Origin of the sequence: Sphingobium mellinum (assembly GCF_037860795.1) — a bacterium.
In the GTDB taxonomy this organism is placed as follows: domain Bacteria; phylum Pseudomonadota; class Alphaproteobacteria; order Sphingomonadales; family Sphingomonadaceae; genus Sphingobium; species Sphingobium mellinum.
The window spans coordinates 38533-64094 of sequence record NZ_JBANRK010000015.1 but is presented as its reverse complement, the minus strand read 5'-3'; the positions used below and the strand labels follow the sequence as shown (position 1 = coordinate 64094).

The following is a 25562-nucleotide window of genomic DNA, read 5'->3' as shown; positions in this document are numbered from 1 at the left end:
ATCATTTCAATATCACTGCAAATATCGCCCGCTCCGTTGGCCATATCATTCGGAAGCATGAACTCCTCTCCCGAGTTCATCGCCAATGTCCAGTGATAATCCGGGATCCGACGCGATTCCGGCTGCAATGTTCACTATTGCCCCTCTCCTGTCGTTGCAGAAGACGCCTCCGACGGTGCTCGGCGGGGCTGGATATTGACGAAAAGACTAACCGACTTCATAGCTGGATGCACCTCCTGCGCCGTCGTTTCGAAGGAAGTATCGGTTTGAAATGGAATGACAAAGTCAATGCTCGGGGCTGGAAAATACCCTTCGTCCGCAAATCCTTGTTCCAGATCGGCAAGGAATTGCGCCCCAAGATCGACGCGGTGATCATGCGTAACTCGCTGGTTCCGGATCAGGCGCTGCTCGACAAAGGTCATTTCCCATGGGTGTCCCGTCTCGAACGACACTGGCAGGACATTCGCGACGAGGCAGTCCGCATCCGGGCGGCTGATATTCCCTCCTTGGGCGACATCTCCTTCGACCACGGCCGTATCGCAGCGGATCGACGGTGGCGCACCCTGTTTTTAAAGGGCTATGGCTACCGAATGGAAGGCAACTGCGCCCGTGCGCCCATCACCGCCGCGCTGATCGAGAAGGTGCCGGGGCTTGTCACCGCCAATTTCTCCGTGATGGAAGCTGGCGGGCATATACCGCGCCATTGGGGCATGACAAAGGGCATGCTCACCTACCATCTCGCGCTCAAGGCGCCGCGGGAGCGCGAAAAATGCCGCATGCATATCGAAGAAGGGGGGACGCTGCATGTCATGTCCTGGGAGGAGGGCCATTCCTTCATCTTCGACGACATGTTCAATCATGAGGTGTGGAACGAGACGGACGAGGATCGCTATATCCTGTTGATCCAGATCAAGCGCCCGTGCCGCTTTGCCGGTAACCTAATACAGAACCTCTTCCTCTGGGGCGTCCGCCATTCCCGTTTCGTGCAGGATATCAAGCGGCACATCGAGCGAGAGAGCCGCAGGTCCATGGGAACAGCTTGATTGCTGTTGGACCAACCTATCCGAATGTAATGTGTGCAGTTCTTACGGGATCTCGCACCGCCATGGCTCGCTCATACCGAGCCGCAACCCGTATCCAGAGGAAATACATGCCCCCGAGGCTGGCCCCAGCGCGCGGCGTATGCCTCGTTGCTGGCTCGCGCTCGCTGTCGATCCTGCGAACGACCGCCGTCGCGATCGGGATCAAGGCCTGCATAACTGCAGTGCGGCAAATCGTGGGTACTCCTGCAGCAGAATTTACCGCAATTCCCGGATCCAGAATGCCCTGATTTCTTTGGGAAAAGCGCCTCCCCTGTCCTAACCGCCTGATCGAGCAAGGGCGGCGGGCAACATGTCAACTGCGTCCGCGAGCCGTTCATCGAGGAGTGCGAGGAGCTTGGTCCAGCCGAGCATGTCCGCCAGTTCGCCCGGGCCGTCGGAAATCCCGCGCAGACCCATCAGGGGAACGCCGAACCGCTGGCATGCGCGCGCGACGGCGAATGTTTCCATGTCCACCATGTCGGCGTCGATGAGAGCATAATCATCCCCGCCTACGATATTGGCGCCGGTCGAAAGCCGCGCCGAGCGCAGTTCAAGCGGCATGTGCAGCGGCATGTCGACGGGATGGTCGACAAATGGCGTAACCCCGCGCGCGAAGCCGAGCCGCGACGCATCCATATCCCGCCAGGACACGCTGGCCACCTGATACACTTCACCCAGCTCGCAGATCCGCGACCCGGCCGATCCCAGCGAGACAACGAGATCGGGCAAGCCGCTATCCTGGCGGAGCCTGTCGAGCGCAAGGCTGGTCGCGATGGCAGATTCCACCGGACCAACGCCCGTCAACAAAGGACGGAACCTGGCTTTCAGATGTGGACCATATTCATCCTCGATCGCCATAACGAAGAGGATGCGGCGACCGCCGACATCTTCGCAACGCCAGTCAGCGGACATCGTCATCCCGGTCGCCTCAATGGCCGGCGAAGGCCATGAGGGCCGCACTTGCGACGCCATCGGCTTCCAGCGCCGCCATCCCTCCCAGATCGGGAAGATCGATCGCGAACAGCGCCATCAGCACGGTAGCGCCCTGCTCTCGCAGCAATTGGGCCGCAGCAAGCGCCGTACCGCCGGTCGCGATCAGGTCGTCGACCAACAGGACGCGAGCGCCGTCCCCTACCTGGCCCTCGTGCAACTCGAGCCGGTCTGTCCCATATTCCAGAATATAGTCGATCCCCACGGTCCTGCCGGGCAACTTGCCGGCCTTGCGGACCGGCACGAAACCGATCCCCAGCGAATGGGCGATCGCTGCGCCAAGAATAAAGCCCCGCGCCTCGATGCCAACGACCAGATCGGCATCGAGGGGGCGAGCCAGGGCAGCCATGCGGTCGACCAACTCGGCAAAGCCAGCGGCGTCGGCAAGCAGCGTCGTGATGTCCCGGAACTGGATGCCAGGCTTGGGAAAGTCCGGGATAGTGCGCACCAGCGCGGCCAGCGTATCGATGCTCATCAATCCCCCTCAAAGGAAAAGGGGCGCGGTCCCTACTGAAACCGCGCCCCATTCGTCAGCCTCTATCCTGTCGAACCCATCGCTGTGCCGTTCAGGCCGCTTTCTTCTTGTCCGCCCAGATATTCTGGTAGGACATGTAGGCGAGAGCGGTCGCGATCAGCAGGAACACGATCGTCGCCAGTCCCGCGCGGCGGCGATTTTCCAGCTTCGGTTCGGCGGTCCAGGTCAGGAAGGCGGACACATCCTTCGCCATCTGATCAACCGTCGCCTTGGTGCCGTCGCCATAGGTCACCTGACCATCGGTGGTCAGTGGCGGCGGCATCGCCAAGTTGAGGTTGGCGAAATAGGGGTTGTAATGCAGGCCCGTCGGCGTCTTGGCGTCGGGGAACTTCTTGAGCAACTCGGCGGGCTGCTTCTGGAAGCCCGTCAGCAGCGAATAGACATAGGCCGTGCCGTCATGGCGCGCCTTGGTCATCAGGGACAGGTCCGGCGGGATCGCATTGTTGTTGGCAGCCTGCGCCGCGACATTGTTCGCAAAGGGCTTCGGGAAATAATCCGCAGGAACCGGAGCGCGGGTCGAAGCCTCGCCCGTCTTGGGATCGACGTCGGGGCTCTTGATCGCCCACTGCTTGGCGATCGCCTTGATCTCCGCGTCACTATAGCCAATGCCCTTGAGGTCGCGGAAGGCGACAAACTTCAGGCTGTGACAGGCCGAGCAGACTTCCTTGAACACCTGGAAGCCGCGCTGCAACTGGGCCTGGTCATATTTGCCGAACGGCCCGTTGAACGAGAAGTCCACATCCTTGGGATGCAGATGGAACTCATGCTCCACCGTCTTGGCAGGCGGTTCGGAGACATAGGCCACCGCGCCCACCAGGAAGGAGATCAGCAGCCAGCCAGCAAAGAAGAGGCCGACGAGAAATGCGCCGATGCGAACCATGTTGATCTTGTCCCCTTTTAGCCGGCGTTCGACGGCTGCGGATCCGCGCCCATGCCGGGAAGCGCATCCTGTTCGCCCTGGATGTTATAGCGATTGAGCACCGATTCCGTGATCGAGCCGGGCAGCGGCAGCGGCCGTTCGAAGCGCGAGATCAGCGGCAGGATGATCAGGAAGTGCGCGAAATAATAAGCGCCGGCCACCTGCGAGATCATCACATAAGGCTCTTCCGCCGGCGCACCGCCGCAATAGCCCAGGATCAGCACGTCGATCACGAGGATCCAGAAGAACTTCTTGAAGGTCGGGCGATAATTGCCCGAACGCACCGGCGACGTGTCGAGCCAGGGCAGAAAGAAGAGCAGCAGGATCGCGCTGAACATCGCCAGCACGCCCAGCAGCTTCGCCGGAACGAAGAAGAAGTCCACCGTGAACGCGCGCAGAATCGCATAGAAGGGCCAGAAATACCATTCAGGCACAATGTGCGCGGGCGTCGAAAGCGGGTTCGCCTCAATATAATTATCCGGGTGCCCCAGATAATTCGGCGCGAAGAACAGCATGATCGCGAAGAGGATCAGGAACACGCCAGCTCCAAAACCGTCCTTCGCCGTATAATAGGGGTGGAAAGGCACGGTATCCTGCGGACCCTTCACTTCCACGCCGGTGGGATTCGACGACCCCGGAATGTGCAGCGCCCAGATATGCAGGATCACCACCGCTGCGATCACGAAGGGCAGAAGGAAGTGAAGCGAGAAGAAGCGGTTGAGCGAGGCATTGCCCGGAGCGAAGCCACCCAGAAGCCAGGTCTGGATCGGCTGACCCACCACGGGAATGGCGCTGAACAGGCCGGTGATGACCTTCGCACCCCAGTAGCTCATCTGCCCCCAGGGCAGAACATAGCCCATGAAGGCGGTCGCCATCATCAGGAGGAAGATGACAAGGCCGAGCAGCCACACCATTTCACGGGGTGCCTTGTAGGAACCGTAGAAAAGGCCGCGGAAGATGTGGAGATAGACGACGATGAAGAAGAAGCTGGCGCCGGTCGCGTGCGCATAGCGCATCAGCCAGCCCGCATTCACGTCACGCATGGTCTGTTCGACCGTGGCGAAGGCGACCTGCGTGTTGGCGCCATAATGCATCGCCATGATCACACCGGTGACGATCTGGATCATGAGCGCCAGGCCCGCCAGAACGCCGAAGTTCCAGAAGTAATTGAGGTTGCGCGGCACCGGGTAGCCAGCGCCAACCGCATTGTAGACGAGGCGCGGAAGCGGCAGCTTCTCGTCGATCCACTGCGTCAGCGGATGCTTGGGAGTATAATGCTCAGCCCAGGGAAAGCTCATCGTTTCTTACCTCAGCCTACAAGAATGGCGGTGTCGGAAGTGAAGCTGTACTTCGGCACTTCCAGGTTCTTGGGGGCAGGCCCCTTTCGGATGCGGGCGGCCGTGTCATAGGTCGAACCGTGGCAGGGGCAGAAATAGCCGCCGAACTCGCCCCGATTCTCTCCCTCGCCCGCGCCCAGCGGCACGCAGCCAAGATGGGTGCAAACGCCCATCGTTATCAGCCACTGCTTCTTGCCGTCGACCGTCCGCTGTTCCAGCGTCTGCGGATCACGCAGGGTGGACACATCGACCTTGTCGGCTTCAGCGATTTCCTTGTCGGTCAGGTGCCGGACAAACAGCGGCTGCGACCGGAAGGTCGTCTTGATCGCCTGGCCAGGCTTGATCGCCGACAGGTCGACCTCGGTCGAGGCGAGCGCCAGCACGTCCGCGCTGGGGTTCATCTGATCGACGAGCGGGATGACGACGGCGACGGCGCCGACCCCCGCAAAGCTGACTGCGGCGATGTTGATGAAGTCGCGACGACGCACTCCATCTCCGCCGGATAGACCCTGGCCGTCCGTATGTTCAACGCTCGCCATGCACCTCAACCCTTGCAAAGACGTCCCTGTTACCCGCCCCATGGCCGTTTCCGACCCTGATTTATCAGGAGATTTGAGGCGCCCACGGAAGATGGGCCCCGCCTTCCCCCTGGCGTGGTTCGCCCGGCCTGATAGACCCAGGACGCGGCCTTTGCCAACAGCAATTTGCCGATGCCTATGACAATTTGCCTTGCTGCATTATGGGCAGGGCATGCGTATCGCTCTTTACCAACCCGAGATCGCGGGGAATGTCGGCGCCATATTGCGCCTTGCCGCCTGTTTCTCCGTCCCTGTGGACATCATCATGCCGATGGGATTCGCCTTTTCCGACGCTCGATTGAAGCGTGCCGCCATGGACTATGGCGCGGCGGCCGATGTGACCCGCCATGCCAATTTCCATCAGTTTGACGCGGTGAGGCGCGCGCAGGGTCGTCGTCTGGTGCTGATGAGCAGCCATGCCTCCGTGCCGCTTCCCGAGGTTCTCTTCCAGGCAGACGATGTGCTGCTGATGGGGTCGGAAAGCGCGGGCGTGCCCGACGAGGTGCGCGACCTGGCCGATCTCAGGGTACGAATCCCCATGGCTGCCGGCTTCCGGTCGCTGAACATCGCCGTGTCGACGGGCATCGCCGTTGCCGAAGTTCTCCGCCAGACCGGGCAGTTTCCTCAATGACAGGGTTTTCATCATGAGCTTGGCTCTCAATCCGCAGCAACAAGCGGCTCGCGAGTGGTTCGAATCGCTGCGGACGCGCATCTGCGCCGAATTCGAAGCGATCGAACGCGAGGCGGGCGGCGACGCTGCATTCGTCTATACGCCCTGGGACCGGGAAGCGCCCGGCCTGGCGCCGGGACAAGGCGGGGGCGGCGTGCGCGGCGTGATGAAGGGCAAGGTGTTCGAGAAGGTCGGCGTCAACGTATCGACCGTGGCCGGGGAATTCGCCCCGGAATTTGCCAGGACGATCCACGGGGCAGAGGAAAATCCCGACTTCTTCGCCACGGGGATCAGCCTGGTCGCGCACATGGCGAACCCGCATGTGCCCGCCGTCCACATGAACACGCGCTATCTGGTCACGTCGAAAAGCTGGTTCGGCGGCGGCGCGGACCTCAATCCGCCCCTGCCCCGGCCGGAGGATACGGCCGCTTTCCACGCAGCGTTCAAGGCAGCCTGCGACGCGCACGACCCCGATTATTATCCACGCTTCAAACAATGGGCCGACGAATATTTCTTCATCCCCCATCGCGGCGTGCATCGCGGCGTGGGCGGCATCTTCTACGATCATCTGGAAGGGGATTTCGACGCGAATTTCGCCTTTACCCGCGACGTGGGCGAAGCCTTCCTCAAGGCCTTCCCACCGATCGTGCGGCGGCGAATGGACGAAAGCTGGTCGGACGAAGACTTTGCGCGGATGCTCGAATGGCGCGGTCGCTATGCCGAATTCAACCTGGTGCATGATCGCGGCACGCTGTTCGGCCTGAAAACCGGCGGCAATATCGAGGCCATCTTAATGAGCCTGCCGCCGATGGCGACCTGGAGCTGAGCCAAATGGCGCTGACGCCCGTTCCTGACGACCAGATCGCGACGGTGGTCACGCATCTGGAGATGCGCACGCGCCCCCGCCCGGCGCCCGTTCCCCCCGCGCCGCTGCGGCTGGTGCCATGGAAGACCCCCGCGCCCCAGGCCTATCGCACGCTGTTCCGCCGTGTTGGCGAACCATGGCTGTGGTTTTCCCGGCTGGTGATGAGTGACACGGAACTCGCCGCCATCATCCAGGATCCGGCGGTCGAAATCTACGCCGTGACCGACCCGCGCGGAACGGAAGTGGGGCTGCTGGAGCTGGATTTCCGCGCCCTGCCCGACTGCGAAATCGCCTTCCTGGGTCTTGTGCGAGGCCTTACCGGCAAGGGGCTTGGCAAATGGCTGATGGCGCAGGTCAAATCCCTCGCCTGGCGGAAGGACGTCACGCGCCTGTGGGTGCATAGCTGCACGCTGGACAGCCCGGCTGCCCTGCCCTTCTATATCGCGTCAGGCTTCGTGCCGTTCGCGCGGGAAGTCGAGATATTCGCCGACCCGCGCCTTGCCGGCCTGTTGAGCCGCGACGCGGCGCCCCATGTCCCCTTTTTGGGTCAGGCTCCCTCCGCCTGACGATAGAGGCGGGCGAGCATGACGAGCATGTAGACCTGCACCGCAGTCGACACGGCGGCAGCCGCGACGCCGCCCGTCAGCCGGCCTCCGTCAGCGCCGCCAATCAGCGTGCCCAGGACGCCGAACACCGCCTGCGCCGCCGCGCCAATGATCGCCGACAGCAGAGTTAGAACCATGATGAAGCCGAACAGCCGCCAGAAATGCCCGCGCGTCAACATCCAGCCATGGCGCAGCGAGGCCATCACCCCTTCATTACCGTCGATCACCACCGGATTGAGCAGCAATAGTCGCACGCTGCCGTAGATCGTGCCAGCGCCCACGCCTATCGCCAGCAGCATGGCAAGCGCCGCGCCGATGGGCTTTGCCACCAGCGAGAAGGCGACGACGACGATCATCACCACGACCAGCACGGCCAGCAACCCGCCGGCGACGATCATGGCGGTGCCCAGCAGCACCGGCAGACGCGTCATGCTGAGCCGCAAGGCTTCAGCGACACTGATTCCCGGGCGCAAAGCGAGCGCGAATAGGGTCAGCGATCCGAACCAGATGACGATGACGCCGATCAGCATCGCAAGCGCAAAGCTGACCGGCACCGTGGGCATGGATGCGCCGTTCATCTTCCAGCCGGCGAGTTCGGGAGGCGTCATCTCCTGAAGGACGAGGCCAGGAAGGGCGACGAACAGCAAGGCGACGGGAAACAGCAGGCTGCGTTCGCGCGCGACGAAAGCGACCGTCTCTTCCCATGCCTTGCCAATCGACATCGTCGTCATATCTACGCCTTCATAACTGATGGGAATGAAGAGGAGACTTGATCGCTCCCCTCGCCCAAGTCAAGGAAACGCCATGTCGCCAGTTCCCTCTCCGTTCGCCGCTGTCGCCAGCTCCGAAAAGGTGGAGTGGCGTTTCGGCGACGATCCGGTCGCCTATCCCACGGCGCTCGCCGATATGGAGGCGCGGGCGGCGGCGATCTTCGAGGGCGAAGAGCGCGAGCGGGTCTGGCTGCTGGAACATCCGCCGCTCTACACCGCAGGAACCAGCGCCAACCCCGCCGAACTGATCGACCCGCGCTTTCCGGTCCATGATGCGGGACGTGGCGGACGTTATACCTACCATGGGCCGGGGCAGCGGATCGGCTATCTCAACATCGACCTGCGGCGGCGCGGCAAGGATGTGCGCAACTTCGTCCATCATCTGGAAGGCTGGATGATCGACGCGCTCGGCGACCTCGGCGTCGCGGCGCGGCGAGCGGAAGGACGCATCGGCATCTGGACCGACGACCTTGACGGACGCGAGGCGAAGATCGGCGCGCTCGGCATAAGGGTGCGGCGCTGGATCACGCTGCACGGATTTTCGATCAACGTCGACCCCGACCTGTCCCATTTTGGTGGCATCGTGCCTTGCGGCCTTGCCGAATATCCCGTCACCAGCATTGCCGCGCTTGGCAAGGCCGCGTCCATGCCCGCGCTTGATGCTGCGCTCAAGGCGCATTTCCCGGCATTTCTCAGCCGATTGGGGCGCTGCGCCCCGGGGGTTGAGCAATGCGAGGCCGGCAGCTAGGGTCTGCGCTTTCGCCGGGCGGGGGGCTGCCAGGCGCTCGATTGCTTCAAGGAGACCAGGATGCGCCTGGACACACGGATGATCTGCACCGCATTGGCTATCGCCGGCTGCCTGGGCGCCAGCGCCTGTGGCAAGAAGGAGCAGGGCGGCAGCGCGGTCCAGATGAAGGATCTGGAGGTCGTCGACGGCACCACGACGGATGCCATGACCGATCTGGACGGCGTGCAGAGCGAAGCGCCCGCGCCCGCCGTTCCTGGCATGAGCGCGGCGGGCAACAGTGCGGGGGCGATCGCGTCGGCACCCGCGAACAGGACCGAGCCCGCAGGTAATGCCGCCGCCCAGGGCGACGCCGAAGTCTTGTCGGATCAATAGCTGGAACAGCACGTTAAGCCGCGATACAGACGGGCAGGTTCACCAGAATTCTGAAAAATGGCGACGGACGATCGTTCGGCTTGTCGATCGACAAGGGCCAAAAAGGGGAAGTCATGACATCCATTTCCACATTGCGCCGGATTTGCTCTGCACTGACGCTGGCGGTTGCGCCAACGATCGCGCAGCCGGCCGCCGCGCAATTCTTCTGGTCGCCGCCAGATTTTTCCACCCCCCCGCTTACCGATGCGCAGGCCGCAACGGCGCTCGGCCTGCCCGGCGCGACGGCGGAGGAAATACGTGCGGGCCTTGTGTGGAACCTGCGCGCGGCGCTCAACGTCGCGGCGCTTCAGTGCCAGTTCGAACCGACGCTGCTGTCGATCAGCAACTATAATGCGATGATCGCGCATCATGACGCGGAACTGGACGCGGCGCAGGCCGGCCTGCTCGGCTATTTCCAGCGCACCGTGGGCAAGGGCAAGGCCGGACAGGCTGCCGCCGATCAGTATGGCACACGCATCTATTCGGGCTATTCGACTGTCCAGGCGCAACGCGGTTTCTGTCAGGCGGCGGCGCTGGTCGGGCGGCAGGCGATCTTCGCCAACCGCGGCAACCTGCATGAAGTGGCACGTAATGGCTTGGGCGCCATCAAGAAGTCGCTGGTGCTGGCTGGCGAGCAATTTTACGGCGATCCGGGGCGCAGCTATTCGCTGACCCTGCCCTCGTTGGACCCCAAATGCTGGAAGAATACGAAGCTGCGGCCGGAATGCCAGGTGGCCTATGAGCATAAGGTGGGAGGCTAAATCTCGCCGTTCAGGTCAATTCCCCGTTCCCGCAGGACGGGGACGGAGTGTCGCCACACTCGGGTAACGGCAGGGTCAGCGCAACCCCAGATATTTGTGCGACTGGAGGCTCAGTCGCCAGCTGGGCCTCGCCATCACCAGATCGACCGCCGCCTTCATGTTTGCCGCCGCCTCCACGCTGTCGAGCGGCTGGACAAGGTGGTGATCGAAGGCCCAGCCCTCCATTGCCTCGACTTCGGCAAGGCTGTGGCCGGCACCCGGCTGCGGCCAGACCAGCTTCAACTCATGGCCACTGCGCTGGACGACATCGCTGCCCGCCTTCGGGCTGATGCAGACCCAGTCAATGCCCGGATGGGCAGCTATGGTGCCGTTGCTTTCGATCGCGATGGTAAAGCCGCGCGCGTGAAGGGCGTCGATAAGGGCGTCGTCGATCTGCAACATCGGCTCACCGCCGGTAAGGACGATATAGCGGCCCTCCCGCCCCTCTCCCCAGAAGGCGAGCGCCGCGTTGGCGAGGCTCGTCGCGTCGACAAATTTGCCTCCCCCGTCCCCATCGGTTCCAACAAAATCCGTGTCGCAGAACTGGCACACCGCCTTGCGCCGGTCTTCTTCCCGTCCCGTCCACAGATTGCAGCCGGCAAATCGCAGGAATACCGCGCGGCGGCCGCTATGCACGCCCTCCCCCTGGAGCGTCAGGAACATTTCCTTGACGGCGTAGGTCACGGCACGACGTGGGGCTTGGCGGCGTAGCGGGTCGGGTCGGGCAGGCCCGCCTCCTCGAACCCCTTGGCGCGTAAGCGGCAGCTGTCGCACAGGCCGCAATGGCTACCATCAGGTGCCGGATCGTAGCAGGACCAGCTCATGCCGGCGTCCAGACCCAGCCGATGCGCCTCACGCACGATGTCCGCCTTGCTCATATGCTGGAGCGGCGCGTTGATGCGAATCGGGAGCCCCTCCACCCCTGCCTTGGTCGCGAGCGTCGCCATCTTCTGAAAAGCGTCGATGAATTCCGGGCGGCAGTCGGGATAGCCTGAATAATCGAGTGCATTGACACCGATATAGATGTCATTCGCCCCCGACACCTCGGCGAGACCAAGCGTGAGCGACAGGAAGATCGCGTTCCGCGCGGGAACATAGGTGACGGGAATGCCGTGCCCGAGGCCGCTCTTGGGCACGGCCATGTCGGTCGTCAGGGCCGACCCTCCAAAAGCCGCGAGATCGAGCGGCAGGACGATGTGGCGCATGGCATTGAGCGCCGCCGCAATCCGTGCAGCGGCGCGCAACTCAACACGATGACGCTGGTTATAGTCAACGGTGAGCGCCAGCACATGATAGCCTGCCTCCCGCGCCAGCCCGCCCGCGACCATTGAATCAAGCCCGCCGGAAAGCAGGACGACGGCGAATTTTCCATTTTTGGCAACCATCGCTCCGCGCTAGCCCTCGGAGGTCCGCCGCGCAAGCGGGGACCGCGTCAGCGGCAGGCGCCGATCCGGCGGCCTTCCATCATGAAGGAAAAAGGCGCACCGCCCACGACTCCCTGCGAACGGATCTGCACCAGCCGCGATGTTTCGATACGCAAGTCGGTGCGGCCGCCGCCCGCTCCCGCACAATCATAGCTGACAGCGATCCGGCTGGTTGTCTCATCGACGGTCAGTCGCCTGCAATTGTGCCCGGAATGGCGAATCTGGATGAGCTGGCGCAGATCGGTGAGGCACAGACGACGCGGCCGCACACCCGCGCCGTCTTCGCCGCGCTCCCGCAGTTCCCATTCACCCGGTTCCAGTCCCTTGAGCCGACCGGACGGCCCAAAGGCCAAAGTGGGTGAGGCAGCGATCAGCATCGCAGCTACCCCGCCCACGAAGCGCAGACCTGTCGTCATCGATCGCCCCCTATTGCCCTGCGGCCTCGCAAGCGAGAGCCGGAATGCGTGGCCGTTCTGACCATGACGTTCCGCACCCCGAACGCGGCGACACCACAACGCAAGCCCCCGCATGCGCGCCGATGCCTCCACAATCGCCAGGAATTCGTGTCAGTCTTGCGCGAAACTGTCCAGCGAAACCGGAAAGAGCCGGGAACAGAAGGCGCAGTCAACGCCGATGATGCCATGGTCATCGGCCATTTCGGCGCGGTCTTCGGGAGAAAAACGACCGAGCACGCCGCGAATATGGGTCAGCTCGCACCGGCAGCCCTTGGAAAGGGCCACAGGCTGGGTCACCCGTATCACCTCTTCCTCGTGGAACAGACGCCAGACGATATCGGTGAGCGGCAGGCTCTCGTCCGTCAGTTCATCGTCCCGCAATGTCACGGCAAGCGCGCGTACATGTTCCCATTCGGGATGATCATGGCGCGTGTGCAGCCGGTCGCGGCCGACCTCGCCTTCGGGGAGATGCTGGAGCAGCATGCCGGAAGCGAGGCAGCCCTTGCCGGCATCGTGGCGGGTGGCGATGCGGATGATGCTGGGAATCTGTTCGGACTGGAAGAAATAATGTTCCGCGGCGCTCGCAAGCGAATCGCCTTCCAGCGGCACGATGCCCTGATACCGCTCGCCGGTGACCGCCTGGTCGAAGGTGATGGCGAGATAACCTTTGCCAAACAGGCCGAACAGCGTCGGATCAGGGCCAAGTTCCGCCAGCCGGTCGGCATCGAACTTCGCATAGCCGCGCACTTCGCCGTCCTTGTAGTCGGCAACGAGCAGGCTGACGACGCCATGTTCGGTCTGCGCCTGCAGGGTCAGCTGCCCGCCGTCATCCTTGAGCGTGCTGCCGAGCAGCGCCGCCAGCACCAGCGCGGAGGCCAGCAGCCGCTCGACCGCCGGGGGATAGCTGTGCGCGGCCAGCACATTGTCGAGCACCGGACCAAGGCGCAGGATGCGGCCGCGCGCGTTTCGGGACGGGATGGTAAAGCCCTGGGCCTGGTCGATGGTGGCAGATGAGGTCAAAGCGAGGCTCCGTATCCCGCTGGGCGGGCGATGAAATTCCAACGGTTCAGTTTCTTCCCGGTCAGCGCCGAACTGAGCGAGGTTCTGCATCACGCCCGAGCGTCTCCGTGCGCCATGCGCGATGAGAGCTGATGGCGATCAGGCAGTGACAGGGGCAACCTCCCGAACGAACGTCGTCTAGATAGGATGCCCCGTCACAAACTCAACCAAGCCGCCCTGCAGCCCATAGCAGCACCGACTTCTGCGCATGAATGCGATTTTCCGCCTCGTCCCAGATCAGCGACTGCGGGCCGTCGATCACTTCTGTCACGACTTCCTCGCCGCGATGGGCGGGCAGGCAATGGAGGAACTTCGCGCCCGCCTTCGCCTGCGCCATCAGCGCCGCGGTCACCTGATAGGGCATCATTGCCGCCAGCTTTTCTTCGGCATGGGCCTGTCCCATGGAAATCCATGTGTCGGTAACGACTACATCAGCGTCCCTGACGGCCTCGACCGGATCGCGGGTCAGCGAAATGCGCGCGCCGGCGGCCTGCGCCTGGCGGGTAAAGCTCGAATCCGGTTCATAGCCCTGGGGTACGCCGATCCGCACGTCGAACCTGAACAGGCCGGCGGCCTCCACGATCGAATGCAGCACATTGTTGCCGTCACCCAGCCAGGCCCACTGGCTGCCGGGCAACGCCACGCCATGTTCGACGACGGTCAGCAGGTCGGCGACGATCTGGCAGGGATGCGACAGGTCGGTGAGGCCGTTGATCACAGGAACGGTCGCGTGATGCGCCATTTCCTCGATCTTCGCATGATCGTCGGTGCGGATCATGATCATGTCGGCCATGCGGCTGAGCACGCGGGCGGTATCCGCCACGGTTTCGCCGCGACCAAGCTGGCTGGTCGCGCCATCGAGGATCAGCGAGGTTCCGCCCAGCTGGCGGATCGCCATGTCGAAACTGACGCGCGTGCGGGTCGAATTCTTCTCGAAAATCATCGCCAGCGTGTGGCCGGCAAGCGGCGCGTCGCTGTCCGCCTTTCCTTTGGGGAAATCCTGGCGCGCGGCCTTGCGGTCGATGGCGTCCGCGATCATCGCGGCAAGGGCATCGCCGCCGGCGTCCGACAGATTGATGAAATGTCTGCTCATGGGAATCCTTCTAAAGTTCCCACCTCCGTTCGGTTCGAGCTTGTCGAGACCTGTTCTCGACCAACGCTCCTCGGCTTCGCTCGAAGCTGCTCGAACCGGAACGGAAGAGTTCTGCTAACTGGGTTAAGCGGCAGCGGCCTCCGCAAAGCTGCGCGCACCGGCCGACATCCTCTCGATACATTCGGCAACATGGCTCTCCTCGATGACGAGGGGCGGCAGGATGCGCACGACATTCTGGCCCGCCGATACGGTGAGCAGCCCGTGATGGTCGCGGAGATGCGCCACGAAGCCGCGTGCGTCGACGTTGTCCTTCAGCTTGACGCCCAGCATCAGCCCCATGCCACGAACATCTTCGAACATGTCGTAATTGGGTATGAGTTGCTCCAGCGCGGACCGCAAGCGCGCGCCCATCGCCTTCACATGATCGAGGAATCCCTCCGCCAGCACTTCGTCGAGTACCGCCAGGCCGACCGCCATGGCGAGGGGATTGCCGCCATAGGTCGACCCGTGGGTGCCGAACACCATGCCCTTGGCCGCTTCCTCCGTCGCAAGGCAGGCGCCGAGCGGAAAACCGGCGCCGATACCCTTGGCGACGGCCATGATATCAGGCTTCATCCCATATTGCTCATGGGCGAAGAAGGTGCCGGTGCGCGCATAGCCGCACTGCACTTCGTCCAGGATCAGCAGTAGCCCCCGGTCGTCGCACAGCTTGCGCAGGCCGGACAGGAACGCCTGCGTGGCCGGGGTGACCCCCCCCTCTCCCTGCACCGGCTCCAGCATGATCGCAGCGGTATCATCATCGACCGCGGCGGTCGCGGCAGCCAGGTCGTTGAACGGCACGACATTGAAGCCCGGCAGCAGCGGTTCGAAGCCGTCGCGCATCTTGGGTTGGCTGGTCGCTGAGATCGTGCCGAGCGTGCGGCCATGAAACGCATTGTCGAACGTGACAATCTTGTGCCGATGCGCCTCGCCATTGGCGTAATGGTAGCGGCGCGCGGTCTTGATCGCGCATTCGACCGCCTCGGCGCCCGAATTGGTGAAGAACACGGTATCGGCGAAGGTCGTGTCGACCAGCCGCTGCGCGAACGTCTCGCCGAGCGGCATGCCGTAGAGATTGGAGGTGTGCATCAGAGTCGCTGCCTGGTCCGCGATGGCCTTCACCAGCGTCGGATGACCATGCCCCAGGATATTGACCGCGATGCCGCTCGCAAAGTCGAGATACCGCTCGCCGCGCTCGCCGATCAGATAGCAGCCCTCGCCTCGAACCGGGCGAACATCGCACCGGGGGTAAACGGGCATGAGCGGCGTAATCGACATGAGGCCCTCCCTTCGCTGGGCTGATGAAAAAAGTCCGAAACGCAAAAAGGCGGCCCCCGCCGGGCCGCCCTCACGCGAGGTTCGCCTATACTAGCGCCAATCCGGGGGCGCAACCCCGATGCGAACGGGTCGACCCGCGCGCATCGAGCGTCCGCCTTATACGATCTGGCCCCAGGCTTCGGCAATTTCCGCGATGATGTCGCGGGCCTGTTCGACCGGCTCGGAATCGCGCTCCTTGGCGCTCAGCAACAGCAGGCGGCGCGCCTCGCGGTAGATGCGGGCGAGGCCCGTGGCGATATCGCCGCCCTTGTCAAAGTCGAGGCTGGATTCGAGCGCAATCAGGATCGACATGGCGCGAGCCTGCTTGTCCGAAACCTTGAGCCGATCGTCGTTCCGTTCGGCAAGCGCGGTCGCTTCCAGCGCGATCAGCAGTTCATCGAACAATATCTTGACCAGTGCATGGGGCGTCGCGCCCTCGATCCGGCTGCCGGTATGGACCGCCGCATAGCGCCGGGCCGCGTTCGCGCCGGCATAGCCCTGAGAGTAGAACATCTTATCTGACCCCTATTATCAATTATTGCTCTTGGTCCACATGGCGACCTGTTGCTCAAGATAGCTCTGCGTCGCCTTCATCGCGGCAAGGCGAGTGCCCATCGCGTCATAGACCTTGCTCAGCTGCGCTTGATAATCCGTCATCTGATCGTTCAGCTTGTCCAGCTGATCCGAAAGATTCTTGGCGAGCGCATCATATCTGGCCTTGGCGGAGGCGAGTGCGCCGTCCTTCTGCTCGATCTTGTCGCGCACATCGGACATCACACCTGCAAGGCCCGGATTGGCGGCCGACTTCACCGTCGGATTGAGCATCTGGGTGATGCCGCTCGGGTCGGCGGCGATCGCCTTGTCCAGCGCGTCCGTGTCCAGCTTCAATGTGCCGTCGCGGTTCGTCGCGACGCCGATCGACGCCAGCGTGGTATAGCTTCCCGTGGTCGCCAGTGGCGTGGAGGTCAACATAGACAGCTGGCGTTGCATGTCGCGGATCGACGACTCTCCGTTCAGCACGCCGGCGCTGGAGGGATCCGCGCCCTTCGCGGTCGCGGTGTTCAGCGCCTTCATCAACGTATTGTAGGCGTCGACGAACTCGACCATCAGATCGCGCATCGACGTGGTGGGTTGGGTCGTCGCCAGCGTCACCTCGCTCCCCGGTGCAGCCTTGTTGAGGTCGATGCGCAGGTTCGCGATGGCGGTGTCGATCGTATTTGTCGAATAATGCTGCTCCACCCCGTCCAGCAGGATGATCGAGTCCTTCGCCTGGGTCTGGCGGCCCATCCCGCCAGACGTGCCGTCCCAGGTGAAGGCCGCGAGCGAGGGATCGCCGGATGTCTGCGTGAAGGTGAAGCTGTTGGCTTCCCCGGTCGCCCCCTTCATGACGAGGCGCGTGCCCTGGTTGTCGGTGATGACACTGGCGCTGACGCCGCTGCCCGTCGCGTTGATCGCCGCCGCGAGGTCCGCATAGCTGGTGCTGGGCGCCGTGAGCGTGACGGTCACCGGGGCATTGGTGCCCACCGTCAGCGCAAAGGTGCCGGCACCGACCGAAGTCGACGCCGTTGCTCCCGCCGCGGGAGTCGAGGCGATCGTCTGGGCCGAGGCAAGCTGCTGCACCTCGATCTGGGCCGGCAGCTTGGGCACGCCGCCCGGCAACGTGCTGACCGCCACTATGCTTGGGTCGTTGGAACCAGGCGTGCCGGCATAGCCGGTGCCCGCAAGCAGGCTCTTCAAGGCGTCCGCGAACGTGTCGAGCGAACTGGTCGCTGAGGCCAGGGCCGAAATCCGCGCATTATTGGTGGTCTGACGGTCAGTGATGACCTTCTGCTTGGGATCGCGCGTGGCCGCCACAAGGCTCGTCACGAGCGACGCGGTGTCGATCCCGGATCCGGCGCCCAGCGCGGTCAAGATGTTGCTGCTTACCGAGGTCGTCATCGTCCGTCCTTTCAGGGCTCAGAACGGCTCTAGGGCGAAGACCTTTAGGAATGATTTCGTGGTTAAGGAGATCCGGCGCGACAGAAAGCATCCGGCCGAAGGCAGATGAAGGGCGCTGCCCTAGGCCTGGGTCGACAGAATCTGGTCCACCGTACCACGCTTCACATGCGCCTGGGCGGCATGGGCATAGCTCGCCTGTTCGGCGATCCGCTTTCCCAGTTCCACGGCGCTTTCGACCGCTTCCTTGGATGCTGGAGGCAGCGGCACCAGAATGAGTGGGGCCGGCAGCGTCGACTGGATAGCCGCCTCCGCGCCATCGACGCTGGTCGTGCTGGCGGACGAGCGCAGTTCAGCAAGGATGTCGGCGACCTTCGCATGCACCTTGGCATATTCGGCGGCGCTGGCCAGATCGTCCTCGGACAAGGCGTTGGCGACCGCTCCCTCCCTGGAGGCTCCGCCACGCTGCTCGGCCCCCTGCTGCGGCGACACCGGCTGGACCGCAGAGACTGCCCCGGCGGCCCGGGGGATGACCCGATCAACCTGTGATAAGTCGTTCCGCGAAAGATATTCGTTCATGACGCACCATCCTAATGCGTCCCCATGAAGAGTTTACGGCCATTCAAGGCTAAACTTTAGTTCACCATGCAAATTTTTTTGCGGTATCCATCAGCCCCTTTTGCCGTCCGCGTCGAAGCGCAGGTCGTCCGGTACGCTGATAAACGGCCGGTCCATCTCGCTTGCCAGGCGGTTTTCCACCCGGAAGACGAAGGCCAGCACGGTCGCCACCGCCATATACAGCCCCTCATTGACGATCTGCCCCGCACGCGAGGTGAAGTAGATGGCGCGCGCGAGTTCAGGATATTGCAGGACGGTGACGCCATTCTGGTCGGCAAGCTCGCGAATGGCGGCGGCGATCGCATCGCAGCCGCGCGCCACGACGACGGGCGCTGCATCCTGCCCCGGCTTGTAACGCAACGCGACGGCGAAATGGGTCGGGTTGGTGATGATGACGCTGGCTTCGGATACCGCCTTGCGGGCCGATCCGCTCAGCACCTCGAACTGGCGGCGGCGGATTTGGCCCTTGAGTTCGGGCGAGCCTTCGCTCTCCTTGTTCTCGTCCTTGATCTCCTGCTTCGACATGGAGAGGCGCTTTGATCGCTGCATGATCTGCGCGGGCACGTCGATGCCAGCGATCAGGAACAGGCCGCCGGCCATGATGAGGCAGGTCATGATGAACATGTTGCCAAGGTCCGACATGGCTGGGGCGAGGCCGGATTTGCCCAGGCCGACGATGGCGGTCAGGCGATCCCAGATCAGCCACACGCCGATCGATCCCAGCAGAGCGACCTTGGCAATCGATTTGGCCAGTTCGATCCATCCCTGCGGCCCAAACATCCGCTTGAGCCCGGCGGCAGGATTGAGCTTCGAAGCCTTGGGCGAGAAGGCGCCCGGACGGAAGCCGAGCGAACCCAGCAGCGCCGGTCCGGCGATTGCCGCCAGCGTGGTGGCGAGCAGGATACCCGCGACCGGCAGAGCGATGCCGGCGAGAAGGTCATAGCCGCGCGCCGCCGGTGCGAAATCGACGATGTCCTCGCGTCGGAAGCGCAGCGCCTCCACCAGCATCTCTGACAGCGATTCGACAAGCGATGGCCCCGTCACCGCGATCCAGCCGACACCGGCCATCACGACCAGCGCTGTAGCCAGTTCCTTGGATTGGAGGATGTCGCCCTTCTGGGCGGCGTCCTCCAATTTCTTCTGGGTCGGCTTTTCGGTCTTTTCGCCGCCGCCATTGCTGCCCGACATGGATCAGCGCCCTTCCGCAATGGAACGGGCTTGGTCGAGCCCGGCCCGCAGCGCAGCAGTCAGCCCCTCGCCCATGACGGGCGCGGCGATCGCGAGCAGTACGAGCCCCGTCATGACGGCGACGGGCATGCCGACCGCGAACAGGTTCAGCGACGGCGCACTGCGGGCCAGCATGCCCATGATGATCTGCACCAGCACCAGCGCGAAGGCGACCGGCAAAGCAACTGTGACGCCCGCGCCCAACAGCGATCCGCCGAACTGGACGATGTGCCAGACCGCGTCGTTGCTCAGCATCGGGCCGCCAGGCGGCAACGCCTGATAGCTTTGCACCACGAAGCTGACGAGCAACAGGTGCCCGTCCATGCCCAGCAGCAGGAAGGTGGCGAGGATGGAGAGGAAGGTGCCGACTGCCTGCGTCGCCTGGCCCGATGAAGGGTCGACCATGGCGGCGAAGTTGAGGCCCATCGTGTTGCCGATCGTTTCCCCCGCGACAAAGGCGGCGGCGTAGCCGATCTGCACCGCAAAGCCGATGGCAAGACCGGCGAGAACCTCCCCCGCGACCAGCATCACGCCTTCGAAGCTGGCAACGCCGTCATGGGGCAGCTGGATGGTCACGCTGTTGAGCGCGGCCATGCCGAGCGCCAGCGCCAGGATGAAGCGCAACGGCAGCGGCACGGAGGGCGCACCGAAAACGGGCGCGGCGACAAAGGCGGCGCCGGGCCGGATCATCGCGATCAGCCAGATCCACAGCTGGGTTTCGATATGAGCGAAACCGGGTGCGATCATTGCAGCAGGTCCGGAATGCGCTCGAAAATCTCGCGCGTGAAATCCGCGATCAGCACCATGATCGATCCGCCGAACAACACGAGCACAGCGCCGACTACGATGATCTTGGGGATGAAGGACAGCGTCTGTTCGTTGATCGAGGTCGCGGCCTGCACCATGCCGATGAGGACGCCGGCGATCAGCGCGGGGATCAGGATGGGCGCGGCGGCCAGCGCGGTGATCCACAGCGCCTGCTGGGCCAGGCCCATGAAGAAGTCGGCATTGTCCATGACTACGCCCCCTCACCTTCCACCCGTTCGCTTCGAATAGCCTCGACCATAGCCGGACAGGCTCGTCGAGAGCGGTTCCCGACAAGCTCGAACCGAACGGAGGATGCCTGAGCGAGCGAAGTCACGTCGCGAACGAACCCGCCAAACTGCCCATCGTCAGCGCCCAGCCGTCCACCAGCACGAACAGCAGCAGCTTGAACGGCATGGAAATGATGGTCGGCGACAGCATCATCATGCCCAGCGCCATCAGCGTCGATGCCACCACCAGATCGATGATGAGGAAGGGCAGGAAGATCATGAAGCCGATCTGGAACGCGGTCTTGAGTTCGCTGGTGACGAAAGCCGGCAGCAGGATCGTGAAGGGGATGTCGGCGGGCGTGCGGAAGGCGGGCGCCTTGGCGAGATTGGCGAAGAGCTTGAGGTCGGTCTCGCGCGTCTGCTTGCTCATGAAGCCGTGCAGCACCTTGGCCGACCGGCCGACCGCCTCCTCGATCGGAATCTGGCCCTTGCCATAGGGATCGAAAGCCTGCGCATTGATCTGATCGATGGCCGGCCGCATCACGAACAGCGACAGGAACAGCGACAGGCCGACCAGCACCTGGTTGGGCGGCGTCTGCTGTAGGCCCAGCGCCTGACGCAGCAGGGACAGCACGATGATGATGCGGGTAAAGCTGGTCATCATGAGGATCAGCGACGGCAGCACCGTCAGCAGGCTCATCAGGACCAGGATTTGAAGCGACAGCGAAAGCGGGCGCCCGTCACCGGAGATGGCACCCATCGCGCGGGTCAGTGCGCCGCCATTGTCCACAGGCGAAGGGGCGGCGGGCGCCGCCTGCGCGACCGTCTGCGCCAGCGCCGGTTCAGCCAGCAACAGTGCGCCGAGGCCGAGGGCAATGCCACCGATCAGCAGCGCCTTACCGCGCACGGTAAGGATCACCTTCCGCGATCTTCTCGATACGCCCCCGCGTGACCGACAGCAGGATCTTCTTGCCCTCGAACTCGACCACGGCGAGCTTGCCGAAGGTGCCGAGCGGCAGCGCCTCCAGCATCTTGAGCGACCGCCCGTCCTGGCCGCCGATCATGCCGGGCTGATATTTGCGCCACAGCCACAGTGCGCCAAAGGCCATACCGCCCACGAGCGGTAGCAGGATCAGCAATTTAACGAAGTACCAGAACATCGGAATGAGGCCCGCGAAAGATGGTTAATTCGCCATCCGAATCAGAAAGACCGGCGCACGGCAAGGGAAAAGCGTGAGGCGCGCGATCAGCCGCGCCGCTTCACCCCCGCCAGGCGGCTTTCGGTCGCGGCGATTTCCACGATGCGGATGCCGTAGCGCCCGTTCACCGTCACCACTTCGCCCTTGGCGATCAGGGCGCCGTTGACCATGATGTCGAGCAGGTCGTCGGCCTGGCGGTCGAGTTCGACGATGCTGCCTTCGGCCAGGTCCATGACCTCGGCGAGGCGTAGCGAGGTGGAGCCCACCTCCACCGACATGCGCACCGGAATGTCGGCCAGCAGCCGGAATTGCGGGTTGCTGACCATGCGGCTCAAGCTGCCGTCGCCCATGCCGTCGATACGCGGCGCTTCGCTCATGTCGCTCATTGTTCGGGTCCCCAAATAGGTTGTTGGCTTGCAAGCTTTTCGATCTGGAAGGCGGCGCGGCCGTCCTGGTCGCCGATCGACCCATGCGCCACGATGCGATCGCCGACGATCAGCGGCAGGCTGCGGCTGATGGTGACGGGAATGATGTCGCCGGCCTTCAATTGCATAAGGTCGGCGAGCGAAAGATTGGGCCGCGCCAGCACGGTGCGGGCGGGCAGGCGGATGTCGCGCATGCGATGGGCGATGCAGGCCTGCCAGACCGGATCGACCCGTTCTTCATCCACAGGGGCCTTGGCGCCCATGAGCGGCTCTACAGCCCGCAGGGAGGAGAGCGGAAAGAGCAGGTCGATCGGCCATTCCTGGCCGCGGGTAATGCCGACCATGAAGCGTTGCAGCACCATCTGTTCGCCGGGCTGGGCCGCCGAGGCGAAGCCGATGCCGGTTTCACGGACGATCAGGCCGGCATCAATGGTCAGGATATCGCTCCAGCATTCGACCATGCGCGCGATCACGCCCTCGGAGATGCGGCTTATCAGGCGGTCCTCGGTCGGCGTGAATTCACCGCGCTGACTGAGCGGGCGATTGCCTATCCCGCCATAGAAGCAATCGACCAGCGTCGAGATCATCACTGCGTCCAGACGCAGCAGCATCTGCCCCTTCAAAGGTGCGACGCGATAGACCCCGATGCTGGAAAAGGCGGGCACCCCGGCCGACCAGGCGGCGAAATCCAGCAGTTGCGCGTCGAGCGCCGCGATGTGGGGCCGCGAGCCGGTCATCGGTTCGATGAGAGCGCGCAAACGCCGGCCGAGCTTTTCGCCCAGCCGGTCCAGCCCCGAAAGCATTTGCGGTGTCTGCGATTCCCCCCGCCCGAAGGCGTAGGTCTGAACATCGTCCATGTTAGTCCCCTGCCCTAGCGGATCAGGGGACTTCCCGACCGTTCAGGCACCCCTATTGAATAACGAAATTGGTAAAATAAACGTTATCGATGCCGCCATATCCGGTCTTTTGCTTCAGAACATCGTTGATGACGCCCTTGATGCGGCCTTGGAGCTGGCGCTTGCCCTCCGGTGTCAGAAGCATGGCTTCGGGCTGCTGCGCGAGCAGCATCAGTATCTGGCTGCGAATCGCCATCTCGTGCGCCTTGATCGCCTCGATCACGCGCATATCGTAATAGGTCGACATAGCGATCGAGATCTGCGCGAAGGCGTCGGTATCCGACATATTGGATGTAAAGGGCGTCTGAAGCTGGAAATAGGTCGCCTGATAGGCGGCCGGATTGGCGGGGCTCGGCAAATCGATACCCTTGGCGGGCACATGGACGCTGGTCGGAACATGGGGGGTGCCACCACCGCCATGACCTCCTTCACCGCCACCGCCACCGCCGCCATGTGCCTTGGCGACGTCTTCCGCGCTCTCGCCGGCAAGCACCAGTACGGGCTTGTTCGGGTCCTCCTTGGGCCCTTCCTCCTTCGCGCTGAAGAAGCCGGCGGCATAAAGCCCGCCTGCGGCACCCGCGCCCCCCAGCACCATGGCGATGACGACGAGCAGGATGGTCTTCATGCCCCCGCCCTTCTTTTTCTTCGCCTTCTTCTCTTCACTCATGGATGGATCCCCCGGAATCTCGACTCATCAGGCGTAGCGCGCGCGCCTGCTGTCGCTGGCGTCCTGTCGCTCCTGCACATGGTTAAGAACGGCCGGATCATCGGAGGATTTAGCGGCAAGGCCATTATTTTCGGCCGCGCGCCAGCGGCCCTGCTGGCTCTGCGGCTGGCCCATATTCTGGCTGTTGTTCGCCCAGGCGGCAGCGCCTTGACCAGAGGATTGCTGCGACTGCTGCTGGCTGGATTGCTGACCAGGTGCATCGGCGCGGGCGGGTTCGCTGACATGGGCGGCCCGGTCGATCTTCACCTCGGCAATGCGCACCGCTGACAGGGCGGCGTCAAGCTTCAGCCGATCGCTATCCTGCCGCAGAGCGATTTCCGCAGCTTCGCTGGCGACGGTCAGATGGACTGCGGCACCGTCGCTACCCTGACGGATATCGACCTGCACAGGCCCCAGCTGGTCGGCGTTGATCTGGAAACGACCCTGTGCGCCATTGCTGGACAGGCCCGCTATGTCGCGGGCGAGCCCGTCGATCCACTGTCCCGACACGCCCATGTCGACCACCTGCGTGTTGAGGCTGGTCGAAAGATTGACCGGCGGTGGTGTCGCAAGGGCAGCCGACGCGACGGGCGCCGTCGCGCTGGACGCCGGCATGGCTTGCGGAGCGTCGGCCGTTATCGCCGAGGCGGCCGATACGGCGCCGGCCTCGACCGGCATGCTTCTGCCCTGGGGATGCTTGCCGGCCGAGGCAGGCAATTCCTCCCCTATGGGAACAGGCCTGGGCTGGCGAACGCTTGCATGGTCGCGGGCGAGCTGCAGGAGGGTCAGCGCCTCGGACTTCAGTGGTTTGCCTCCCGCGAGAGGCTCAACCTTGGCGCCGATGTCGACCGGCATGGTCAAGGACGGATCGGCGGGGCGAGCCGCTGCGCCATCTGCCTTCTTGTCAAGCACGGGCTTCGCGACGGCGGCAGTCGCGAGCGCAGTGGCTGTCGCAGGTGGAGAGGCGGCCAATCCCTTGTCATCTACCGCCGGCGCGGCTGGCTTCGACAGGGCTGACGGCACGGCGGCAGCCTGATCGACAACATCCGCTGGCAAGCGACTGACGGGGGACGGGGCGGACGAGGAGCTTGGACGCGCCGGAACTGTGACCGCGATCACTGGCGGAGCAATCGTCGGCACCGAGACAGGGGGCACCGCCACCGGGGGCGCTGGCTCCGCCTTTTTGGATTTCGGCTTGTCTTGCCGGTCGGACGCGCTCTCGACCGCATCGGCAATTGGGGGATCGGGCTGCCCGGCCTCAGCGACCACTGTGTCGGCCTGCCGGGCCAGACGCATCGCCTTGAGAGCCTTTGGTGTTTGCGTCGTCATCTCCTCGGGAGCCGCTTGCGATGCGCCTTCCGGAACAGTCTCCCCCCCAGGCATCGCCACCTCTCCCACCGACCCATGCTCGGCAGGAACGGCAGCGGCAGGTGCGGACGAGGCAGGCTCATCAGCCGATGCAGGGTCAGCAGCGCGCTTGACCAGGCCCAGAGCCAGACCCGGCGGCAAAGAAGCAGGTACGCCCGGCATCTTGCCCGCGGCCACGGAAATAGCCAGGCCGTGCGGAGAAATATCATCCGACACCCGATCCGGTGCAGCACCAGCCTGTACTCCATCGGCAGCAACCGCATTGCCTTCAGGCGCGCTGGTCGCCTCCACCGAGGGCGCGGACGCCAGATGTATGGCAGGCGTGGCTTGGGTGATCGATCCCTTCAGCATCGCCGCGAAATCGGCAGAGCCCGCAGCAGGCGTTGGCGCGGAGACGCCAGCCCCCGCGGCCGTCGAGGAAAAAAGCAGTGCCTTCAGGCTTGTGAGCATGTTCATG

At 63.7% G+C, this 25562-nt stretch carries 31 protein-coding genes; 7 read left to right on the top strand and 24 right to left on the bottom strand.

Translation table 11 applies throughout. The features are described 5' to 3' along the window. The first annotated feature begins 266 nt into the window (after positions 1-266). Positions 267-1043, top strand: a complete 777-nt coding sequence (locus AAC640_RS14405) for an aspartyl/asparaginyl beta-hydroxylase domain-containing protein (protein ID WP_340267438.1) — start codon at positions 267-269, stop codon at positions 1041-1043. A gap of 315 nt (positions 1044-1358) precedes the next feature. On the opposite strand, the gene AAC640_RS14400 is transcribed toward AAC640_RS14405, so the two are convergent. From AAC640_RS14400 to petA, 5 genes are all read right to left on the bottom strand, one after another. After that, a complete protein-coding gene (locus tag AAC640_RS14400) occupies positions 1359-2000 on the bottom strand; it encodes a 5'-methylthioadenosine/S-adenosylhomocysteine nucleosidase (protein WP_422795000.1) in 642 nt (213 codons plus the stop codon). A 10-nt stretch (positions 2001-2010) separates the two neighbouring features. Next, positions 2011-2547 (bottom strand): adenine phosphoribosyltransferase, encoded by a 537-nt coding sequence (locus tag AAC640_RS14395; protein ID WP_340267436.1) that lies wholly within the window; start codon positions 2545-2547, stop codon positions 2011-2013. Positions 2548-2638: 91 nt separating this feature from the next. Next, on the bottom strand, positions 2639-3487 hold the full coding sequence (locus tag AAC640_RS14390) for a cytochrome c1 (protein WP_340267434.1): 849 nt from the start codon (positions 3485-3487) through the stop codon (positions 2639-2641). A gap of 17 nt (positions 3488-3504) precedes the next feature. Further along, entirely contained in the window at positions 3505-4824 is a 1320-nt protein-coding gene (locus tag AAC640_RS14385; protein ID WP_340267432.1) for a cytochrome b, read from the bottom strand. Positions 4825-4835: 11 nt separating this feature from the next. Next, on the bottom strand, positions 4836-5402 hold the full coding sequence (gene petA, locus AAC640_RS14380) for a ubiquinol-cytochrome c reductase iron-sulfur subunit (RefSeq protein WP_340267430.1): 567 nt from the start codon (positions 5400-5402) through the stop codon (positions 4836-4838). A gap of 211 nt (positions 5403-5613) precedes the next feature. Here petA and AAC640_RS14375 point away from each other — a divergent pair, with 211 nt between their 5' ends. The 3 genes from AAC640_RS14375 to AAC640_RS14365 are packed head-to-tail and all read left to right on the top strand — an operon-like array spanning position 5614 to position 7542. Then, complete coding sequence (locus AAC640_RS14375; protein ID WP_340267428.1) at positions 5614-6072, top strand: tRNA (cytidine(34)-2'-O)-methyltransferase; 459 nt, start codon at positions 5614-5616, stop codon at positions 6070-6072. Between the two features lie 13 nt (positions 6073-6085). Further along, positions 6086-6937, top strand: coding sequence for an oxygen-dependent coproporphyrinogen oxidase (hemF, locus tag AAC640_RS14370; protein ID WP_340267426.1), 852 nt, complete (start codon positions 6086-6088; stop codon positions 6935-6937). A gap of 5 nt (positions 6938-6942) precedes the next feature. Next, positions 6943-7542, top strand: a complete 600-nt coding sequence (locus AAC640_RS14365; RefSeq protein WP_340267425.1) for a GNAT family N-acetyltransferase — start codon at positions 6943-6945, stop codon at positions 7540-7542. Here AAC640_RS14365 and AAC640_RS14360 read toward each other — a convergent pair. Beyond that, positions 7524-8312, bottom strand: coding sequence for a hypothetical protein (locus AAC640_RS14360; RefSeq protein WP_340267424.1), 789 nt, complete (start codon positions 8310-8312; stop codon positions 7524-7526). The two genes, AAC640_RS14365 and AAC640_RS14360, sit on opposite strands and share 19 nt — an antisense overlap. Before the next feature lie 73 nt (positions 8313-8385). Here AAC640_RS14360 and lipB point away from each other — a divergent pair, with 73 nt between their 5' ends. The 3 genes from lipB to AAC640_RS14345 all read left to right on the top strand — a co-directional run bounded on the left by lipB (position 8386) and on the right by AAC640_RS14345 (position 10271). Further along, positions 8386-9099, top strand: coding sequence for a lipoyl(octanoyl) transferase LipB (gene lipB / locus AAC640_RS14355; protein WP_340267423.1), 714 nt, complete (start codon positions 8386-8388; stop codon positions 9097-9099). 60 nt (positions 9100-9159) lie between these two features. After that, positions 9160-9471 carry a hypothetical protein gene (locus tag AAC640_RS14350; RefSeq protein WP_340267422.1) on the top strand — a complete coding sequence of 104 codons (312 nt, stop codon included), beginning with the start codon at positions 9160-9162 and terminating at the stop codon, positions 9469-9471. A 113-nt stretch (positions 9472-9584) separates the two neighbouring features. Continuing rightward, complete coding sequence (locus AAC640_RS14345; protein WP_340267421.1) at positions 9585-10271, top strand: hypothetical protein; 687 nt, start codon at positions 9585-9587, stop codon at positions 10269-10271. A gap of 75 nt (positions 10272-10346) precedes the next feature. Here the strand turns inward: AAC640_RS14345 and queE are convergent, their stop codons facing one another. The 18 genes from queE to AAC640_RS14255 all read right to left on the bottom strand — a co-directional run bounded on the left by queE (position 10347) and on the right by AAC640_RS14255 (position 25561). Beyond that, positions 10347-10994, bottom strand: a complete 648-nt coding sequence (gene queE, locus AAC640_RS14340; RefSeq protein ID WP_340267420.1) for a 7-carboxy-7-deazaguanine synthase — start codon at positions 10992-10994, stop codon at positions 10347-10349. After that, positions 10991-11695: a 7-cyano-7-deazaguanine synthase QueC gene (gene queC / locus AAC640_RS14335; protein WP_340267419.1), complete on the bottom strand. Its 705-nt coding sequence runs from the start codon at positions 11693-11695 to the stop codon at positions 10991-10993. The genes queE and queC overlap by 4 nt, the downstream gene beginning before the upstream one ends. Before the next feature lie 47 nt (positions 11696-11742). Next, on the bottom strand, positions 11743-12150 hold the full coding sequence (locus AAC640_RS14330; protein WP_340267418.1) for a DUF3617 domain-containing protein: 408 nt from the start codon (positions 12148-12150) through the stop codon (positions 11743-11745). A gap of 150 nt (positions 12151-12300) precedes the next feature. Then, positions 12301-13209 carry an Hsp33 family molecular chaperone HslO gene (hslO, locus tag AAC640_RS14325; protein WP_340267417.1) on the bottom strand — a complete coding sequence of 303 codons (909 nt, stop codon included), beginning with the start codon at positions 13207-13209 and terminating at the stop codon, positions 12301-12303. Positions 13210-13411: 202 nt separating this feature from the next. Continuing rightward, positions 13412-14341 carry an ornithine carbamoyltransferase gene (argF, locus tag AAC640_RS14320; RefSeq protein ID WP_340267415.1) on the bottom strand — a complete coding sequence of 310 codons (930 nt, stop codon included), beginning with the start codon at positions 14339-14341 and terminating at the stop codon, positions 13412-13414. A 123-nt stretch (positions 14342-14464) separates the two neighbouring features. Beyond that, complete coding sequence (locus tag AAC640_RS14315) at positions 14465-15658, bottom strand: aspartate aminotransferase family protein (protein ID WP_340267413.1); 1194 nt, start codon at positions 15656-15658, stop codon at positions 14465-14467. A 156-nt stretch (positions 15659-15814) separates the two neighbouring features. Then, positions 15815-16210 carry a flagellar export chaperone FliS gene (locus tag AAC640_RS14310; RefSeq protein ID WP_340267411.1) on the bottom strand — a complete coding sequence of 132 codons (396 nt, stop codon included), beginning with the start codon at positions 16208-16210 and terminating at the stop codon, positions 15815-15817. A gap of 18 nt (positions 16211-16228) precedes the next feature. After that, positions 16229-17635 (bottom strand): flagellar filament capping protein FliD, encoded by a 1407-nt coding sequence (fliD, locus tag AAC640_RS14305; protein ID WP_340267409.1) that lies wholly within the window; start codon positions 17633-17635, stop codon positions 16229-16231. Between the two features lie 120 nt (positions 17636-17755). Beyond that, entirely contained in the window at positions 17756-18211 is a 456-nt protein-coding gene (locus tag AAC640_RS14300; protein WP_340267407.1) for a hypothetical protein, read from the bottom strand. 90 nt (positions 18212-18301) lie between these two features. Then, entirely contained in the window at positions 18302-19438 is a 1137-nt protein-coding gene (gene flhB, locus AAC640_RS14295; protein WP_340267405.1) for a flagellar type III secretion system protein FlhB, read from the bottom strand. A gap of 3 nt (positions 19439-19441) precedes the next feature. Beyond that, complete coding sequence (gene fliR / locus AAC640_RS14290; protein ID WP_340267403.1) at positions 19442-20224, bottom strand: flagellar biosynthetic protein FliR; 783 nt, start codon at positions 20222-20224, stop codon at positions 19442-19444. Beyond that, positions 20221-20493 carry a flagellar biosynthesis protein FliQ gene (fliQ, locus tag AAC640_RS14285; protein ID WP_340267401.1) on the bottom strand — a complete coding sequence of 91 codons (273 nt, stop codon included), beginning with the start codon at positions 20491-20493 and terminating at the stop codon, positions 20221-20223. The genes fliR and fliQ overlap by 4 nt, the downstream gene beginning before the upstream one ends. Before the next feature lie 121 nt (positions 20494-20614). Continuing rightward, the gene (gene fliP, locus AAC640_RS14280; protein WP_340267456.1) at positions 20615-21427 is read right to left on the bottom strand and encodes a flagellar type III secretion system pore protein FliP; all 813 of its coding nucleotides are present in this window, start codon (positions 21425-21427) and stop codon (positions 20615-20617) included. Continuing rightward, the gene (locus AAC640_RS14275) at positions 21408-21671 is read right to left on the bottom strand and encodes a FliO/MopB family protein (protein ID WP_340267398.1); all 264 of its coding nucleotides are present in this window, start codon (positions 21669-21671) and stop codon (positions 21408-21410) included. Before AAC640_RS14275 ends, fliP begins: the two co-directional genes overlap by 20 nt. An 86-nt stretch (positions 21672-21757) precedes the next feature. Further along, on the bottom strand, positions 21758-22096 hold the full coding sequence (fliN, locus tag AAC640_RS14270) for a flagellar motor switch protein FliN (protein WP_340267396.1): 339 nt from the start codon (positions 22094-22096) through the stop codon (positions 21758-21760). Continuing rightward, positions 22093-22992 carry a flagellar motor switch protein FliM gene (locus AAC640_RS14265; RefSeq protein ID WP_340267394.1) on the bottom strand — a complete coding sequence of 300 codons (900 nt, stop codon included), beginning with the start codon at positions 22990-22992 and terminating at the stop codon, positions 22093-22095. The genes fliN and AAC640_RS14265 overlap by 4 nt, the downstream gene beginning before the upstream one ends. Positions 22993-23044: 52 nt before the next feature. Continuing rightward, a complete protein-coding gene (locus tag AAC640_RS14260; protein WP_340267392.1) occupies positions 23045-23698 on the bottom strand; it encodes a flagellar basal body-associated FliL family protein in 654 nt (217 codons plus the stop codon). A gap of 27 nt (positions 23699-23725) precedes the next feature. Continuing rightward, entirely contained in the window at positions 23726-25561 is a 1836-nt protein-coding gene (locus AAC640_RS14255) for a flagellar hook-length control protein FliK (protein ID WP_340267390.1), read from the bottom strand. Position 25562: the final 1 nt, after the last annotated feature.